The organism is Methylobacterium sp. Leaf93 (assembly GCF_001422345.1).
Taxonomy (GTDB): domain Bacteria; phylum Pseudomonadota; class Alphaproteobacteria; order Rhizobiales; family Beijerinckiaceae; genus Methylobacterium; species Methylobacterium bullatum.
In genome coordinates, this window is the sequence record NZ_LMMS01000026.1 from 203,344 (window position 1) to 220,108 (window position 16,765).

A 16,765-nucleotide genomic window follows, 5' to 3' on the forward strand; every position below is an offset into this window, starting at 1 on the left:
AGACATGTATTAGAAGCGGTTTCATCGCGTAATCGCGATGGAGGTGGAGATCTGTCTCACCGACTGTCGAATGATCGAAGGAGATCGCTCCGATCAGCAGCAGCGGAAACCATTCCGGTTACCGACACCGAACCGGGCATTCTCCCGGTTGCGATAGAATTCCCGCTCGGTCATCGGCTCCTGATCGGCATGGGTGCGGCGAATATGGGCGGCATAGGCTTCGTAATCGCCCTGCCCCACCATGAGGCGGGCGCCGTCGCAGACGCATTTCGAGAAGGTCTTGAGCCGGTCCCGCAACTCCGTCGACGACAGCGCCATGGTGCTTACTCCGCCGGGACGGGGGACGGGCCGCCGCTCTCGAGCGCCGTCCAGCGGTCGGCCCTGTAGGCCTTCAGGCAGGCCTGGACGCCGAAGACGGCGATGGCCACCACGAGGCCGACGAACATGACGGCGAGCGCCGCGTCGATCCGGTCGTTGAAGACGATCTTGTGCATGTCGGCCATGTTCTTGGCCGGACCCAGGACCTTACCTTCGGCGATTGCCGCCGAGAACCGGTCGGCATGGGAGAGGAAGCCGATCTTGGGATCGGCCGAGAAGATCTTCTGCCAGCCCGCCGTGAGCGTGCAGATCAACAGCCAGACGGTGGGGATGATGGTGACGAAGGCGTAGCGCTCGCGCTTCATCTTGAAGATCACCACGGTGGCCAGTGTCAGCGCCACGGCCGCCAGCATCTGGTTCGAGATGCCGAAGAGCGGCCACAGGGTGTAGATGCCGCCGAGCGGGTCGGTGACGCCCTGGTAGAGGAAGTAGCCCCAGGCCGAGACGCAGAGGGCCGTGGCCAGGATGCTGGGCGCCCAGGCCGTGGTGTCCTTGAAGGTCGGCGAGATCAGGCCGAGCAGATCCTGCAGCATGAAACGTCCCGCCCGCGTGCCGGCATCGACGGCGGTGAGGATGAAGAGGGCCTCGAACAGGATCGCGAAATGGTACCAGAAGGCCATCATCGTCTTGCCGCCGATGGCCGACGAGATGATGTGGGCCATGCCGACGGCGAGGGTCGGTGCGCCGCCGGTGCGCGAGATGATCGAGTGCTCGCCAACATCCTTGGCGGTCTGGGTGATCAGATCGGCGGAGATCGGGAAGCCGAGATTGGTCACGGCGGTGGCCGCGCTCTCGGCTGAGGTGCCGAGCAGGGCGCCCGGGGAGTTCATGGTGAAGTAGATGCCCGGATCGATCACGCTCGCGGCGACCAGCGCCATGATCGCGACGAAGCTCTCCATGAGCATGCCGCCGTAGCCGATGAAGCGAGTGTCGGCTTCGTTATCGATGAGTTTCGGGGTCGTGCCCGACGAGATCAGCGCGTGGAAGCCCGAGACCGCTCCGCAGGCAATGGTGATGAATAGGAACGGGAAGAGCGAGCCCGCCCAGACCGGGCCGGTGCCGTCGACGAACTTCGTCATGGCCGGCATCTGCAGATGCGGGGCGACCACGACGATGCCCAGCGCCAGGCCGATGATGGTGCCGATCTTGAGGAAGGTCGAGAGGTAGTCGCGCGGGGCGAGCAGGAGCCAGACCGGCAGGATCGAGGCGACGAAGCCGTAGCCGATCAGCATCCAGGTGAGTTGGGTGCCGGTGAAGGTGAAGGCCGGACCCCCGACCGGGTGTTCGTTGATCTGGCCGCCGCCGACGATGGCGGCCATGAGCAGGACGAAGCCGAGGATCGAGACCTCACCGATCTTGCCCGGCCGGACGAAGCGCGCGTAGAGGCCCATCAGGATCGCGATCGGGATCGTGGCGGCGACGGTGAAGGTGCCCCAGGGGCTCTCGGCCAGCGCCTTGACCACGATCATCGCCAGGACGGCGAGCAGGATGACCATGATCATGAACGTGCCGAACAGCGCGATCACGCCGGGGATCACGCCGAGTTCGGCCCGGATCAGTTCACCGAGGGAGCGACCGTCGCGGCGCATGGAGATGAACAGGATCATGAAGTCCTGCACCGCGCCCGCGAGCACGACGCCCGCCAGGATCCAGAGCATGCCGGGCAGGTAGCCCATCTGCGCGGCAAGGACCGGGCCGACGAGGGGACCCGCGCCCGCGATCGCCGCGAAATGGTGGCCGAACAGGACGGTCTTGTTGGTCGGGACGTAGTCGAGTCCGTCGTTGTGACGGTGGGCCGGGGTCTTGCGGCTCGGGTCGAGCTGCATCACCTTGTCGGAGATGTAGAGCGAGTAATAGCGATAGGCGATGAGATAGACACAGATCGCGGCCACGACGATCCACAGTGCGTTGATCGATTCGCCGCGGCTGGTAGCGACGATCGCCAGGGCCGCCGCGCCCAACGCACCGACAAGGGCCCAAGGCCCATGCTTCTGTATCGCACCCATCGACGTCTCGCTCCTGCGACCCGTCCTTGATGGCGGATCGTCACGGTTCTTCTCGCTCAAAAATTCTTTCGGGGCCAGAGAGAAAAATACAAAGTCGCGGACGATGTCAGTCCGTGACGATCACACGATTGGGCAACTCGTCGATATCCCCCGGCCGGCGCGGCAAATGTTGTGTGAGGACCGCGCCGATCCCCTCCACGGCGGAAACCAGACCCTCGGCCGCCGCGCCCCGTCGAAGGGAAGACAGCAGCGCGTCGATGGCCGAGGACCACGCCGCCGGGGAAATGCGGGACGCGATGCCTGAATCGGCGACGATCTCCGCATGGCCCTCGGCGACGGCGAGGTAGATCAGGATGCCCGTGCGCCCACGCGTCCGGGCCAACCCGCGTGCGGCGAACTCGCGCGACGCCGCCTCGTGCGCCCTCGCCCGGCGGATCGAGCGTGGAACGAGGAGGAGGCGGGCTCGCGGATGGGCGGCAGCGGCCAGAGCCGCCAGAACGATGGCGGTCTGCGCCAGGGCGATCGACGCTGCGCTCCACGGGGTGAACAGGATCAGCGGCCAGGGCGCCACGAGCCCGAGGGCCAAAGCCGGCACCAGCGCGGCTGACCGGTAGAGGCCGGCGCGGGCGGCCACGAGAACGACGATCTCCGCCGATGTCGTCGATTCGGCCTTGGCGATCGCTTCGGCGATCTGCGTCCTGTCGGTGTCGCTCAGCATCCTACCAATCCCCGGAGGCGCCGCCGCCTCCCGATGAGCCACCGCCGCCCGAAAATCCCCCGCCATCCCCGAAGCCGCCTGAGACGCCGCCGCTCCATCCCCCGGAGGACGGGCCGGGCAGGATGATGAACCCGCCGCCACGGCGGCCCCGATTCATCCGGTACACGACGAACAGAATCACCAGGAAGAGGACGATGAAGCCGACGACGTGGGACGGCTCGGCCTCGTCGCTCCGCACCTTCCCCTTGCGCTGCCATTCTTCGGCGTCGCCGCTCAGGATCGACAGCATGGCATCGATTCCGGCCTTGATCCCGCCGCCGTAATCGCCCGCCTTGAAGCGGGGCGTGATGGAAGTGGTGATAATGACCTTCGAGAGGGCGTCGGTGAGCGCCCCTTCGAGGCCGTAGCCGACCTCGATCCTGACCTTGCGGTCGTTGGGCGCCACGAGAAGGAGCGCGCCGTTGTTGGTCTTGGCCTGCCCGATGGCCCAGGAGCGGAACAGCCGATTGCCGTAATCCTCGATGGTCAGCCCCTGGAGGTTGGGCACCGTCGCCACGACTACCTGATCGGAGGTCTTCTCCTCGTAGGCCTTCAGCTGCGCCTCGAGCGCGGCCGTTTCGTCCGGCTTGAGGATGCCGGCGGCATCCACGACCCGGCCGCTGAGGGCCGGGAAGGTCGGCTCCGCCGCCAGGGCCTCGCCGCGCGCCAGCAGCATCCCCGCCAGGACGACGAGGACGAGCGCCGCGAACGACGCGCGTGCGCCCCGAAGAACCGTGGCCCTCTCCACCGCCCTAGAACTTCACGGTCGGCGGCTTGTCCGAATTGGGCGTCGCGGTGAACGTCTCCATCGGCTTCGAGTCGGGATAGAACCACGCGGCGATCCAGCGGCCCGGGATGGTGCGGACCTCGGTGTTGTAGGCCTGGACGGCACCGATGTAATCGCGGCGCGCCACCGCGATCCGGTTTTCGGTACCCTCCAGCTGGGATTGCAGCGCCAGGAAGTTCTGGTTCGACTTGAGGTCGGGATAACGCTCGACGGTGACGAGGAGACGGCCCAACGCTCCGGAGAGCTGGTTCTGGGCGTCCTGGAATTCCTTGAACTTCTGGGGATCGGAGACGGTGGAGGCGTCGACCTTCACGCTCGACGCCTTCGCGCGGGCTTCCGTGACGCCGACGAGGACGTCCTTCTCCTGCTGCGCGTAGCCCTTCACCGTCTCCACGAGGTTCGGGATCAGGTCAGCGCGGCGCTGGTACTGGTTCTGAACCTCGCTCCACGAGGATTTCGCGCTCTCCTCCAGGGTGGGCACCCGGTTGATCGCGCCGCAGCCCGACAGGGTCGTGGCCAGGGCCACGGCGACCAGCGCGGACCGCATCCGTCGGAGCAGCGATGGGCGGGGCGAGCGCGCGAAGGGCGCGGCGGCGGGACGCATAACGGACGGCATGGGTGGCTCCTCGCGGACGGATGCGGCATCGGGCATGGTATGGACGGGTCCAGGCCTCTGCCGCCCGGCTACGCTCTTGGAGATAGGGCGCGATGCCGCGGGTGAAAGGCCGGATAGGCGCGCTCCCGCCGTCAAACGCCCTGTCGATCCGGCGGCCGAACCGTTCAAGCGACCGGCCGACTGTCACGGTGGCAGGTTGACAAGGCACCGTGCATGGGTCGCTGTGCCGGCCATGGATGAAACGCCACCTGCCCCACAGGTCGAGAAACCCAGGGTTTCCATCACCTACTGCACGCAGTGTCAGTGGCTCCTGCGCGCCGGCTGGATGGCGCAGGAGCTGCTCTCCACCTTCCGCGACGAGATCGGCGAGGTCGCCCTGATCCCGGGGAAGGGCGGCGTTTTCCTGATCGTCTGCGGATCGGAGACGATCTGGGACCGGACGCGGGACGGGGGATTTCCCGACGTGAAGACCTTGAAGCAGCGTGTCCGCGATCGGCTGGCGCCGTCCCGCGACCTCGGTCACATCGACAGGCCATGACCGGCGAGACCCATCACGACGCCGAGCCCGAGAACCACATCGACCCCGCTTCTGAGCGGACGAAGAGCGGTGGGTGGCAGGGCACGGCCCCGGGCCGGCTGTTCGCGCGCATCCGGCAGCGCGGGTTCTCGACGCAGGTGTATCTGGTCGCCCTCGTGGTGGCGTTGATCGGGCCGGGACTGCTGTTCACGGCGATCCTCCTGTTTCGCTACGCCGGGACCGAGCGGGCGCGCTTCGAGCAGGATGCGCGCGAGAACGTTCGCGGGATCGCCCTGTCCATCGACCGCGACACGGCGGGGCTCGTCTCCGTGCTGCAGACCCTGGCGACGTCGCCCCGCCTGAAGGACGCGGAGTTCGAGAATTTTGACGCCCAGGCACGGCTCGTCCGGGAAACTGTCGGGCTCGACATCCTGCTGCGCCGGCCGGACGGCCAGCAACTGGTGAACACCTCGGTCCCGCGTGGAGCGCCGTTGCCGAAGACCGCCCTGCCCTTCGACCGGGAGATCGCATCGGGCACGCAGCGGGCGATGATCTCCGGTATCCTGTCCGGCACCATGCCCGACCGCGCGACCTATGCCATCGCCGTGCCGGTCCAGAACGAGGGCGAGGTCGCCTATGTCCTGAGCTTCCTCGCGCCGGTGAGCCGGCTGCAGGGCATCCTCGGCCGGGAATACGTCCAGGGCTGGATGACGGGCGTGTCGGACCGGGATGGCATCGCCCTCGCCCGCATCCCCGATCCGGCATCGATCGTCGGGCGCCCGCGCCTCGCGACCCTTCGCCAGCGCCAGACCGAGACGCCGGGGGTCTGGGAAGGCAAGGATTTCAACATGCGCCCCGTCACAGTCGTGGAGGCCCGATCGCGCCTCACCGGCTGGACGGTGAGCGCGGTGATCCCGAAGGCCCTAGTGGATGCGCGGCTGCGCGGTTGGATCTGGGCCTTCACCGGCTTCGGGCTCCTCGTCCTCGCGACCTCGTCGATCCTGGCCATCAATCTCTGGTCAAAGGTCTCGCAGCCACTGCGCCGCCTCGTGGCGACGGGGCCGGCTTTGGCGCGCGGCGAGGCGATCCCGCGCATCACCTCGCCGATCCACGAGATCCGCCGCCTCGGCGACGTGCTGGCGGACGCCTCCCTGCGCCTGCGCACCCGGGGCGAGGAGCGCGACTCGGCGCTCGCCGAGACCGAACGCGGTCTTTCGGCCCTGCGCGAGAGCGAGGCACGATTCCGGCACATGGCGGATTCGGCCCCCGCCCTGATCTGGATGACGGACGAAGTCGGGGAGATCAGTTTCGCCAACATGCATTTCGACCACCTGTTCGGGAAGCCGGCCAGCGCGCTGGCAGCCGGCGGGTGGCAGACGATCGTCCATCCGGACGACCTGCCGGCGTTCTCCGCCAAGTTCTCGGACGCCTTCGTCGGGCGCGTTCCCGTGAGGGCGGAGGTTCGGGTCGTGGATCGCGACGGGGTGGTGCGCTGGCTGCGGTGCGAAGGCGTGCCGCGCCTCGACGATACCGGAACCTTCCTCGGCTATACCGGCTGCAACGTCGACATCACCGATGCCAAGCGCGCGGAAGAGCATCTGCTCTTGCTCATCCATGAACTCAACCATCGCGTGAAGAACACACTCGCCACCGTCCAATCCATCGCCATCCAGTCACTGCGCGGCCTCGACACGCCGGAGGCGGCGGCGGCCAAGGCCGCGTTCGAAGCGAGGCTCCTGGCACTCGCCCGCGTTCACGACGTGCTCACCCGTGAAAGCTGGGAGGGAGCGGAACTCGGAAACGTGGTGGCCGATGCCACCGCTCCCCTCGATTCGACCGAAGCGGGGCGATCCCGCTTCATCGTCGCGGGACCGCATCTTCGTCTGCCACCTCGGCTCGCGCTCTCCATCGCCATGGCGCTGCACGAACTCGGCACCAACGCGGTCAAATACGGCTCGCTCTCGCAGGAGGGTGGCACGGTGACGATCACCTGGAGCGTGGTGAAGGAGGCCGAAACCCGCCTCCTCCTGCGCTGGAGCGAGAGCGGCGGGCCGCCGGTGACGCCGCCGACCCGCACCGGGTTCGGCTCGCGCCTCATCGAGCGCAGTCTCGCCCGTGAGCTCGACGGCGAGGTCCAGCTCATGTTCGCGGCCAGCGGCGTGGTCTGCTCCATCGAAGCGCCCGTGCCTCCACCGACCCTGCTCGAGCGCAAGGCGGGCCTCGTTCCCCTGCGACCCGCGACGCTTCTCCCCCATTCGGCCTGACCTTTTCAGCGATCCGAACAAGTCATGACGTGATCTCGGCCGAACACTGTCGGGACGTCGGTGCCCCGTCGTGCCTCGTCCGTTCGCAAAGAGGTGTCTTCCACGGCATCGGCACGAAGTTCGCAACAAATTTACTTTCGGGGTTGCGGCGTCCCGTGAACTGCAATTCAACTACAAGTATGCGGGTGTCTTGTTATTGGCTCGCGTTTGATTCTTATGGCCCAAGGGTGTAATTGGTCAAAGTGCGAAACCGACGATTTTTGTCTACGCGTCATACTAAGACTGGATCGGGAGATCGACCGGCTCTTCTGTCTTGGGGCTCTGGTGTCCGATACTGCCATGGAGAAGAAATCATCGGTAACATAGGGCACGTTTACCATCTGATGCTGACGCCAGCATCTGGGAAATCGACGAACCCTTCGTTCCGGCCGGCGCGAAGGGTTGGACTGCTAAGGCGCCATTAAACAATAGCGTTTATGACTTTGCCTTATCGATATCTCAAGGTTGTGGTTTCATGATCGGCTTCTCCCGCAAGCGTCCGGCCAACGACACGGTTGCGGTGCCTACCGCTTCCCAGCAGACCGAGGCCGACGACCTTCGTCTCGGCGCCGCGGTGGAGGCGCTGATGTCGAGCCAGGGGCTGTCGGCCATCGACCTGCCCGACGGAAAGCTCAAATCCGCGATCGAGCGCCTGAACGGCCGTGGCGAGGACGACAATCAGCGCAACCTCTCCTCCATTGCCGCCATGGCGAAGGAGGCGTCCGAGGCGGCCATCAACATCGGCTGGATGACCTACGATGTCGGCGAAGTCGCCCGCGCCACGCAGACGATCGCCGGCGCCACGGAAGAGATGGCGGCATCCATCGCCGAGGTCTCCCAGACATCCGACACGGTCGTCACCGTCGCCCAGGACGCCCTCACCGCCATGAGCGCCTGCATCGGCGACGGGCGCGAGGCCAAGTCCGCCATGCAGGAGATCGACGTCCGCACCTCGCTCATCTCGGAGCGGGTCGTGGTGCTGGAGCGGGCCATCGCCCAGATCGAGGTCATGGCGACCGCCATCGCCTCGATCTCCGCCCAGACCAACCTGCTCGCCCTGAACGCGACCATCGAGGCAGCGCGGGCCGGCGAGGCCGGTCGCGGTTTCTCCGTGGTCGCGGCCGAAGTGAAGTCGCTCTCCGCCCAGACCGCCAAGTCCACGGGCGAGATCCGGGGGCTTCTCAGCACGCTGACGTCCGAAATGGCGGCCATCTCCATCGCCGTCGGCGAGAGCCGGAACGCCGTCACGTCCGGCCGGGCCATCGTCGATCAGCTCGAAACGCGGGTCGAGCAGACCAACGAGCGGATCTCCCAGGCGAGCGACCTGAACCAGGCGATCTCGCAGATGCTTTCCCAGCAGCGTTCGGCCACGGCCGAGATCTCCACCAGCGTCCAGAACATCGCCGGCAAGGCCGCGAAGACCCATGAGGAGATCGACAAGATCACGACGCGTCTGGTGAAGGCCGAGGATTTCGGCCGGACCGCCCTCGCGGCAGAAAGCGGACGGGTCAAGGCCCATGGCCTAGTCTGCCTGCCGGCGGATGTCGGCATGTGGAAGCGCAAGCTCGCCCGCATCCTGGTCGGGCTCGCCCCGGCCGCGTCCTCCGATCCGACGATGCTGGGCATCGTGAACCACAGCGTCTGCACCGACCTGCAGAACGGCCCGCTGCACGATCATCCGGCGCTGGCCCGTCTCGCCGATGCCGAGAAGACCGCTCTCGAACAGGCCAAGACGATGACCGATGCCGTTGCCGCCAACAATTGGGACGTGGGCACGCCGGCCTATCAGGCCGCGTCCGCCGCCATGAAGGTGATGCTCGCCGCAGCCAACGAGTTGCTGGCCGTCAAGACGGTGTGATCCTCGGCCATCGCTGATAGCGCGCACCCGAACGGTCCGAAGTCCCGCGGTCGGCCCTTGTTGCCGGCCGCGGGTTTCGTCATGGCTTGAACGCGTCGCCACGCGAGAACCCGAACCGTTTCCATGATCCGACCGGACGCTCCCCTACCGGCCCGTTTCAATGCCGCCCGTCATTGCCTCGCTGAGAATGCGCGTCTGCGGCCGGACAAGACCGCGCTGATCATGGCAGGCGCGGAGGACGGGTCGTTTCACCTGACCTTCGCCGAGGCCGACCGTGCCGTGCGCGGCATTGCCGCCGGTCTCCTCGCCCTCGGCCTGCGCCACGGCGATCGCGTGATGATCCGGATGGGCAACGAGGCGGATTACGTCCTCGTCTATTTCGGTGCCTTGGCCGCCGGGCTCGTGGCCCTCCCCTCCTCGCCCCAGCTGACGCCGGCGGAAGCCGCGTTCCTCATGGAGAATTCCGGTGCGGCCGTCGTGGTGACCGGGGCGGGCCACCGTCTCGACTCGGCCGAGGCCGAGGGCCGCATCGTCCTCGGCCCCTCCGAGATCGCCGCGATGAAGCGTGCCGAGCCGGTCGCGGAGTATGCCGATACGGCGGCGGACGATCCGGCGACCCTGGTCTACACCTCCGGCACGACCAGCCGGCCGAAGGGCGTGCTCCATGCCCATCGCGCGATCTGGGGGCGCCGCCCCATGCATGCGCATTGGCTCGGGCTGACGGAGACCGACGTCATGCTGCATGCCGGCACCATGAACTGGACCTATACGCTCGGCGTCGGCATCACCGACCCGTGGTCCTGCGGCGCCACAAGCGTCCTCTACGACGGGCCCCGCGACCCTGCCGTCTGGCCCGCCCTCATCGCGCGGCACGGCGCGACGCTGTTTGCCGCCGTGCCGAGCCTCTACCGCCAGATCCTGAAGTACGCCGACCTCGCCGCTCACGACCTGTCCCGGCTGCGCCACGGCTGCACCGCCGGCGAGGCCCTGCCCGCCGAACTGCTGGAGGCCTGGACGCGGCGGACTGGCAAGCCTCTCTACGAGGCGCTCGGCATGAGCGAGATCTCCACCTATGTCTCCAGCGGCCCCACCATCCCGGTGAAGCCCGGCTCTCCCGGCAAGCCCCAGCCCGGGCGCCGCGTGGCGATCCTGCCCGTGGACGGGCCGGATGAGCCGCTGCCGGAGGGCGAGACGGGGCTTCTGGCGATTCACCGCACGGAGCCCGGCCTGATGCTCGGCTACTGGAACCGGCCCGAGGAGGAGGCCACCGTCCTGCGCGGCGAATGGTTCGCGGGCGGCGATCTCGCGAGCCTCGACGAGGAGGGCTACCTCTGGTTTCACGGGCGCAACGACGACCTGATGAACGCCCTCGGCTACCGCGTCTCGCCCAACGAGGTCGAGGGCGTGGTCGGCTTGCATCCCTCCGTGGCCGAAGTCGGCGTCACCGAACTCGCCGTCCGGGCCGACCTGAAGGTCATCGCTGCCTTCGTCGTGTTGAAGCCCGGTGAAGAGGCGGACGCAGCGTCGATCCTGGCTTGGTGTGGCGAGAGACTGGCCGCCTACAAATGCCCGCGCGAGGTCCGGTTCCTCGATGCCCTGCCCCGCACTGCCAATGGCAAGGTCCAGCGCAAGCGGCTCGCCGACCAGCCGGTCGCGGCATGAGGTCGAGGCCGCCGGGCCAGCCGTGCCGATCCCGAGTCCAGGGTCTTCGTTCCATGACGGCCGTGGTGAGAAAGGTGTATCGGCCGGCCGGACCGATATCGTAGAGCCCTCACCATGTCCGCGCCGCCGCTCTCGATCTTCCTCATCGCCTTCAACGAAGCAGACCGGATCGGCGCGACCATCCGCGCTATCCGCGACCTGACCGACGACCTCGTGGTGGTCGATTCCGGCTCCACCGATGGAACGCAGGCCCTGGCGGCCTCCCTCGGCGCGCGGGTGATCCACAACGACTGGTCGGGCTACGGCCCGCAGAAGCGTTTCGCCGAGACCGAGTGTCGGCACGACTGGCTCCTGAATCTCGATGCGGACGAGGTGGTGCCCCCGGACCTCTCCGACGCCATCCGGACCCTGTTCGCCGCCGGTGAACCCGCCCACCCGGCCTATCGCATCGCCATCGCGGAGATCTTTCCCGGTGAGTCGAGGCCCCATCCCTGGGCCTATGCCCTGCATCCCGTGCGCCTCTACCGCAAGGACAGGGGCCGCTACTCGCCCTCCCCCGTTCACGACCGGGTGGAGCTCGATCCCGGCGCCAGCGTCGGACGCCTGAAGGGGGTCATCCACCACTTCTCCGTCCGCTCGCTCGGCGACCAGCTCGACAAGCTCAACCGTTATTCCGACCAGCAGGCCCGGGACCTCGAAGCCCGCGGCGTCACGATCCCGACCTGGCGGATCTTCGTCGAGCTGCCGCTGAATTTCCTAAAAGCCTATCTCGGTCGGCGCCATTTCGTGAGGGGCGTCTACGGCTTCCTCACAGCCGCGAACTACGCGATCTCCCGCCATCTTCGGGTCGCCAAGCACTACGAACGGCGCAGCGCGCTGATTTCCACCCCGTTGCCGCCTATTGAACCGGCGAAGCGGGTTGACCCGTCGGACGCGAAATTCTAGAGCCACCCCTACGGAGACGTGGCCGAGCGGCTGAAGGCACTCGTTTGCTAAATGAGCATACCCCGAAAGGGGTATCGAGGGTTCGAATCCCTCCGTCTCCGCCATTCGCGGCAGCCTCCCATAACTAATTGTTTTGAGCGGGCTTTCGGCTGCGAAAAAATGCATGTGTCCCCGCGGGTATTGCCTGTGGAAAGCCTGGGCGAGCTGGCGATTCGTGGGCGAGGCGACATGCCTCGATAAGCGTGAGTTTTGTCGTCTCGGGTCCATGGCGGAAATGCTCGGGTCATGAATCGCTTTCGAGCGCCTGACAGAACCGCCTGATCTGGTTGAGGGTGATGAGGCTCACAGCGAGGGTGGTGAAGGCCTCGTAGATATCGCTACGCATCCTGCGGTTCGGTGCAGCGTTCGCAGCGTATCAGCAGGCGTAAGTTCTCTCGACGATTTCCGTGCTGACGGCCGAGCTTCTTTCAGCCCTCGATGCCTTTGAGGGCGATGCGTGGCCCGATCCCACGGGCGTGGCACTGGCTGCGGCGTAAGCGACCCCGCCGGCCGCTGTGCAGCGGCGGGATCGCATCAAGGGTCGGGCCATCATCACGCTGTCGTGGCGGTTGGCCCCTGTGAAGGTCGGGCCGAGGGGCGAGCCGTCCCGGCTCAGGTATCGCGTCGAACGCCACCCACGGCATCGGCCTTCCCGGTTCGGCGCTGGCCGCCATCCGAGAGGACAGCGCCCGTCCGACGGGGATTGTGATCACGCTTGCCGGTAGCCCACATCCGAACAGGACGGGCTCGCGGCTGATCCATGAGTGCGACTCATCAGGGCATGTCGATTTCTACCCCTGATTAAGGTCGGATCGAGCGCTAGCTTAGATCGGATCCAGACAGCCATGCCCGTCCTGGGGCGGCGCATGGCGTCTGCCGTCGAATAGCCGTGCCGCATGCGCCGTCGGCTGGGAGAACACATGACAGGTCCTGGAGACTTCGACTTGAACCGACGCGAACTGGTGGCCGGCGGGAGTGCCGCCGCCCTGACCTCGCTCCCGCGCGGAGCCCACGCGGAGACTACCCCCATGGATCGAACGACACGCATGCAAGTCAGCCTGACGGTGAACGGTCAGCGACGAGACCTGGAGCTCGATACCCGCACCAGCCTGCTCGACGCGGCGCGCGAGCACCTCCACCTGACCGGTTCCAAGAAGGGCTGCGACCACGGCCAGTGTGGCGCCTGCACGATGATCGTCGATGGACGACGCATCAATTCATGCCTGACGCTCGCGGTGATGCACCAGGGCGCGGAGATCACCACCATCGAGGGGCTTGGCCAGCCGGACGCTCTGCACCCGATGCAGGCGGCCTTCGTCAAGCACGATGGTTACCAGTGCGGTTACTGCACCCCGGGCCAGATCTGCTCCGGCGTGGCCGTACTCGCGGAGATCAAGGCCGGCATTCCGAGCCACGTCACCGCAGACCTCAACGCCGCGCTTCAGGTGACCGAGGACGAGATCCGCGAGCGCATGAGCGGCAACATCTGCCGCTGCGGCGCCTATTCCAACATCGTCGAGGCGATCACCGAGGTTGCCGGGAGGCCCGCATGAAATCCTTCACCTACGAGCGTCCGAGCTCGCCCGCGGAAGCCGCCGCCGCGGTCGCCCGCACCCCGAACGCCAAGTTCATCGCCGGGGGCACCAACCTCCTCGACCTGATGAAGCTGCAGATCGAGACCCCGGCCCACCTCGTCGATGTCAACGCGCTCGGCCTGGACACCATTGAGGCGACACCGGAGGGCGGCCTGCGAGTCGGTGCCTTGGTGCGCAACACCGATCTTGCCGCCGATGCGCGGGTACGGAAGAATTACGGCGTGCTGAGCCGGGCACTGCTCGCCGGCGCTTCGGGCCAGTTGCGCAACAAGGCGACCACCGCCGGCAACCTGCTCCAGCGCACCCGCTGCCCGTATTTCTACGACACCGCCCAGCCCTGCAACAAACGCCAGCCCGGCTCGGGCTGCTCGGCCTTGGATGGCATCAGCCGCCAACTGGCGGTGATCGGCGCGAGCGAAGCCTGCATCGCCACGCATCCGGGCGACATGGCGGTGGCCATGCGGGTCTTGGACGCCACCGTCGAGACCGTCGATGCCAAGGGCGGTGCGCGCAAGATCGCCATCGCCGACTTTCACCGCCTGCCGGGGGATAACCCGCAGATCGAGACCGCCCTGAAGCCGGGTGAACTCATTACCGCGGTCACCCTGCCAAAGCCGCTCGGCGGGACGCACATCTACCGCAAGGTCCGCGACCGCGCCTCCTACGCCTACGCCCTGGTCTCGGTGGCGGCGGTGGTGCAGCCCGACGGGTCCGGCCGGGTCGCCTTCGGCGGCGTAGCCCCCAGGCCTTGGCGTGTGGAATCGGCTGAGAACGACATGGGCCGGGGCGCCAAGGCAGTCACCGACAAGGTCTTCGCCGGTGCCAAGCCCACCCACGAAAACGCCTACAAGCTGAAGCTCGCCGAGCGCACGCTGGCGGCCGCGATCACCGAAGCGAGGGCCTGAGCCATGAAGTTCGATACCCCCGCCACTCAGAACCCCATCGACCAGCTGAAGGTCGTCGGAAAGCCGACCGACCGGATCGACGGGAAGTTCAAGACCACCGGTACCGCGCCCTACGCCTACGAGCGCCACGACGTCGCGGCGAACCAGGCCTACGGCTACGTGATCGGCGCCGGTATCGCCAAAGGCCGCATCCGCGCGATGCAGGTCGACGAGGCCAAGCGCGCGCCGGGCGTCCTTGCCATTGTCACGACCCTCGACACGCCCCGGCTCGAACGCGGCACGATGAACACCGCCTACCTGTTCGGCGGCGACCGGGTGCAGCACTACCACCAGGCCATCGCGGTGGTGGTGGCCGAGACCTTCGAGGAGGCCCGCGCGGCTTCCTTCCTCGTGCGGATCGACTACGCCCCCGAGGCGGGCAAGTTCGACCTCGCCGCCGAGGCGAGGGGAGCGAAGCCGGTTCCCGGCGACAGCGGCGAGGGCAGCGGCGGAAACGGCGAGGAGCGCGTCGGCGATTTCGAGGGTGCCTTCGCCCAGGCGCCCGTAACCGTGGACGCAACCTACACGACCGCCGACGAGAGCCACGCCATGATGGAGCCGCACGCCACCGTCGCGGCCTGGGACGGCGACAAGGTAACCCTCTGGACCTCGAATCAGATGATCGCCTGGGGCCATGGCAGCATGGCCAAGATCCTCGGCATCCCGAAGGAGAACGTCCGGATTGATTCGCCCTACGTCGGCGGTGGATTCGGCGGCAAGCTGTTCGTGCGTGCCGACGCGGTGCTGGCCGCCCTCGGCGCCAAGGCAGCGGGACGTCCGGTGAAGGTCGCGCTGACCCGCCCCCTCATCGCCAACAACACCACCCACCGCCCCGCCACCATCCAGCGGGTGCGCATCGGTGCCACCAGGGACGGCACGATCACGGCCATCGCCCACGAGAGCACCTCGGGCAACCTGCCCGACGGCGATCCCGAGACGGCGGTGAGCCAGACGAAGCTCCTTTACGCGGGCGCCAACCGGCTCGCGGCGATGAAGCTTGCCCTTCTCGACCTGCCCGAGGGCAACGCCATGCGTGCGCCTGGCGAGGCTCCGGGCCTGATGGTCCTGGAGGTGGCCATGGACGAGATGGCTGAGAAGCTCGGCCTCGACCCCGTCGAGTTCCGCGTCCGCAATGACACCCAGGTCGACCCCCACGCCCCGGATCGCCGCTTCTCGCATCGCGACCTCGTCGGGTGCCTCAAGCTGGGAGCGGAGAAGTTCGGCTGGGCCAAGCGCAACGCCAAGCCCGGCACGGTCCGGGACGGGCAGTGGCTCGTCGGCGTCGGGGTCGCCTCCGCCTTCCGCAACAACATGGTGATGAAGTCCGGTGCGCGCGTTCGCCTGGACGAACAGGGGACGGTCACGGTCGAGACCGACATGACCGACATCGGAACGGGCACCTACACCATCATCGCCCAAACGGCCGCCGAGATGATGGGCGTGCCGCTGGAAAAGGTCATGGTGCGCCTCGGGGATTCCAGCTTCCCGGCCTCGGCGGGCTCGGGTGGCCAGTGGGGCGCCAACTCGTCGACGTCCGGTGTCTACGCGGCCTGTATGAAGCTGCGCGAGGCCGTGGCCCAACGCCTCGGCATCAACTCGGCCGACGCGGTCTTCGAGGACGGTCATGTCCGCTCCGGCAACCGCGCCGTGCCGCTCGGCGATGCGGCCCAGGGCGGCCTGACGGTCGAGGACGCCATCGAGTTCGGCGACCTTTCCAAGACCTATCAGCAATCGACGTTCGGAGCGCATTTCGTCGAGGTGGGCGTCGACGTCTACACCGCGGAGATCCGCGTCCGGCGCATGCTCGCAGTCTGCGCCGCCGGTCGCATCCTCAACCCGAAATCGGCCCGAAGCCAAGTCATTGGCGGCATGACCATGGGCACCGGTGCCGCATTGATGGAGGAACTCGCCGTCGACACCGAGCGCGGCTTCTTCGCCAACCACGATCTGGCCGGCTACGAGGTGCCGGTGCACGCCGACATCCCGCACCAGGAGGTGATCTTCCTCGACGAGGTCGATCCGATCTCGTCGCCGATGAAGGCAAAGGGTGTCGGCGAGCTCGGCATTTGCGGCGTCGGTGCGGCGGTGGCCAACGCCGTCTACAACGCCACGGGTATCCGGGTGCGCGACTATCCGATCACCCTCGACAAGCTTCTCGACCACATGCCGGAGGCGGCATGAGCTCGCCCCGGGGGATCGCCGGTACGGGGTGGTACCCGGTCGCCCCGGCAGCGAGGCCTGGATCGCCGGTCGCACGACCATGGCCAGATCGCAGAGGGTAAGGCTCCGACCCCGTTCACGATCGACGGAGCCTCCCTCAAGTCCGGCCTGGTCTACGAGATCAGCCTGCTGACGAGC

At 67.2% G+C, this 16,765-nt stretch carries 13 protein-coding genes, 1 tRNA gene and 1 pseudogene; 9 read left to right on the plus strand and 6 right to left on the minus strand.

All coding sequences use genetic code 11. The annotated features are described in order from the left end of the window. Positions 1–93 precede the first annotated feature (93 nt). The 5 genes from ASF26_RS14685 to ASF26_RS14705 form a co-directional block, all read right to left on the minus strand. The gene (locus ASF26_RS14685) at positions 94–318 is read right to left on the minus strand and encodes a YbdD/YjiX family protein (RefSeq protein ID WP_027172736.1); all 225 of its coding nucleotides are present in this window, start codon (positions 316–318) and stop codon (positions 94–96) included. 5 nt (positions 319–323) lie between these two features. Beyond that, positions 324–2,384: a carbon starvation CstA family protein gene (locus ASF26_RS14690; protein WP_056255372.1), complete on the minus strand. Its 2,061-nt coding sequence runs from the start codon at positions 2,382–2,384 to the stop codon at positions 324–326. Between the two features lie 106 nt (positions 2,385–2,490). After that, on the minus strand, positions 2,491–3,102 hold the full coding sequence (locus ASF26_RS14695; RefSeq protein WP_056255374.1) for a TPM domain-containing protein: 612 nt from the start codon (positions 3,100–3,102) through the stop codon (positions 2,491–2,493). 1 nt (position 3,103) lies between these two features. Then, positions 3,104–3,817 carry a YgcG family protein gene (locus ASF26_RS14700; protein ID WP_244475954.1) on the minus strand — a complete coding sequence of 238 codons (714 nt, stop codon included), beginning with the start codon at positions 3,815–3,817 and terminating at the stop codon, positions 3,104–3,106. Between the two features lie 76 nt (positions 3,818–3,893). Next, the gene (locus ASF26_RS14705; protein ID WP_244475955.1) at positions 3,894–4,475 is read right to left on the minus strand and encodes a LemA family protein; all 582 of its coding nucleotides are present in this window, start codon (positions 4,473–4,475) and stop codon (positions 3,894–3,896) included. Between the two features lie 301 nt (positions 4,476–4,776). Between ASF26_RS14705 and ASF26_RS14710 the strand changes: the two genes are divergently transcribed. From ASF26_RS14710 to ASF26_RS14735, 6 genes are all read left to right on the plus strand, one after another. After that, positions 4,777–5,082 carry a SelT/SelW/SelH family protein gene (locus tag ASF26_RS14710; RefSeq protein ID WP_056255381.1) on the plus strand — a complete coding sequence of 102 codons (306 nt, stop codon included), beginning with the start codon at positions 4,777–4,779 and terminating at the stop codon, positions 5,080–5,082. 98 nt (positions 5,083–5,180) lie between these two features. Beyond that, positions 5,181–7,325: an HWE histidine kinase domain-containing protein gene (locus ASF26_RS14715; protein WP_056255810.1), complete on the plus strand. Its 2,145-nt coding sequence runs from the start codon at positions 5,181–5,183 to the stop codon at positions 7,323–7,325. A 514-nt stretch (positions 7,326–7,839) separates the two neighbouring features. Continuing rightward, complete coding sequence (locus tag ASF26_RS14720; RefSeq protein WP_056255384.1) at positions 7,840–9,222, plus strand: methyl-accepting chemotaxis protein; 1,383 nt, start codon at positions 7,840–7,842, stop codon at positions 9,220–9,222. Positions 9,223–9,345: 123 nt separating this feature from the next. Continuing rightward, the gene (locus ASF26_RS14725) at positions 9,346–10,884 is read left to right on the plus strand and encodes an AMP-binding protein (RefSeq protein WP_056255387.1); all 1,539 of its coding nucleotides are present in this window, start codon (positions 9,346–9,348) and stop codon (positions 10,882–10,884) included. Positions 10,885–10,998: 114 nt separating this feature from the next. Then, entirely contained in the window at positions 10,999–11,829 is an 831-nt protein-coding gene (locus ASF26_RS14730) for a glycosyltransferase family 2 protein (protein WP_056255390.1), read from the plus strand. A gap of 12 nt (positions 11,830–11,841) precedes the next feature. Then, positions 11,842–11,933: transfer RNA gene (locus tag ASF26_RS14735), tRNA-Ser, on the plus strand. Positions 11,934–12,112: 179 nt separating this feature from the next. Here ASF26_RS14735 and ASF26_RS23470 read toward each other — a convergent pair. Continuing rightward, positions 12,113–12,496: pseudogene (locus ASF26_RS23470) on the minus strand (IS5/IS1182 family transposase); the annotation flags it as partial. Between the two features lie 292 nt (positions 12,497–12,788). On the opposite strand from ASF26_RS23470, the gene paoA reads away from it, so the two are divergent. From paoA to paoC, 3 genes are read left to right on the plus strand one after another with little or no spacing between them, the layout of a single operon-like run. Further along, the gene (gene paoA, locus ASF26_RS14740) at positions 12,789–13,421 is read left to right on the plus strand and encodes an aldehyde dehydrogenase iron-sulfur subunit PaoA (protein WP_056255392.1); all 633 of its coding nucleotides are present in this window, start codon (positions 12,789–12,791) and stop codon (positions 13,419–13,421) included. Continuing rightward, complete coding sequence (locus ASF26_RS14745) at positions 13,418–14,368, plus strand: xanthine dehydrogenase family protein subunit M (protein WP_056255394.1); 951 nt, start codon at positions 13,418–13,420, stop codon at positions 14,366–14,368. Before paoA ends, ASF26_RS14745 begins: the two co-directional genes overlap by 4 nt. Positions 14,369–14,371: 3 nt before the next feature. Next, positions 14,372–16,588: an aldehyde oxidoreductase molybdenum-binding subunit PaoC gene (gene paoC / locus ASF26_RS14750; protein WP_056255396.1), complete on the plus strand. Its 2,217-nt coding sequence runs from the start codon at positions 14,372–14,374 to the stop codon at positions 16,586–16,588. The last annotated feature ends 177 nt before the right edge of the window (positions 16,589–16,765 follow it).

Bases quoted from the DNA above. Each gene is read 5' to 3' on its own strand.
- ASF26_RS14685 (WP_027172736.1), bottom strand. From the start codon at position 318: ATGGCGCTGTCGTCGACGGAGTTGCGGGACCGGCTCAAGACCTTCTCG.
- ASF26_RS14690 (WP_056255372.1), bottom strand. From the start codon at position 2,384: ATGGGTGCGATACAGAAGCATGGGCCTTGGGCCCTTGTCGGTGCGTTG.
- ASF26_RS14695 (WP_056255374.1), bottom strand. From the start codon at position 3,102: ATGCTGAGCGACACCGACAGGACGCAGATCGCCGAAGCGATCGCCAAG.
- ASF26_RS14700 (WP_244475954.1), bottom strand. From the start codon at position 3,817: ATGCTGCTGGCGCGCGGCGAGGCCCTGGCGGCGGAGCCGACCTTCCCG.
- ASF26_RS14705 (WP_244475955.1), bottom strand. From the start codon at position 4,475: ATGCGGTCCGCGCTGGTCGCCGTGGCCCTGGCCACGACCCTGTCGGGC.
- ASF26_RS14710 (WP_056255381.1), top strand. From the start codon at position 4,777: ATGGATGAAACGCCACCTGCCCCACAGGTCGAGAAACCCAGGGTTTCC.
- ASF26_RS14720 (WP_056255384.1), top strand. From the start codon at position 7,840: ATGATCGGCTTCTCCCGCAAGCGTCCGGCCAACGACACGGTTGCGGTG.
- ASF26_RS14725 (WP_056255387.1), top strand. From the start codon at position 9,346: ATGATCCGACCGGACGCTCCCCTACCGGCCCGTTTCAATGCCGCCCGT.
- ASF26_RS14730 (WP_056255390.1), top strand. From the start codon at position 10,999: ATGTCCGCGCCGCCGCTCTCGATCTTCCTCATCGCCTTCAACGAAGCA.
- paoA (WP_056255392.1), top strand. From the start codon at position 12,789: ATGACAGGTCCTGGAGACTTCGACTTGAACCGACGCGAACTGGTGGCC.
- ASF26_RS14745 (WP_056255394.1), top strand. From the start codon at position 13,418: ATGAAATCCTTCACCTACGAGCGTCCGAGCTCGCCCGCGGAAGCCGCC.
- paoC (WP_056255396.1), top strand. From the start codon at position 14,372: ATGAAGTTCGATACCCCCGCCACTCAGAACCCCATCGACCAGCTGAAG.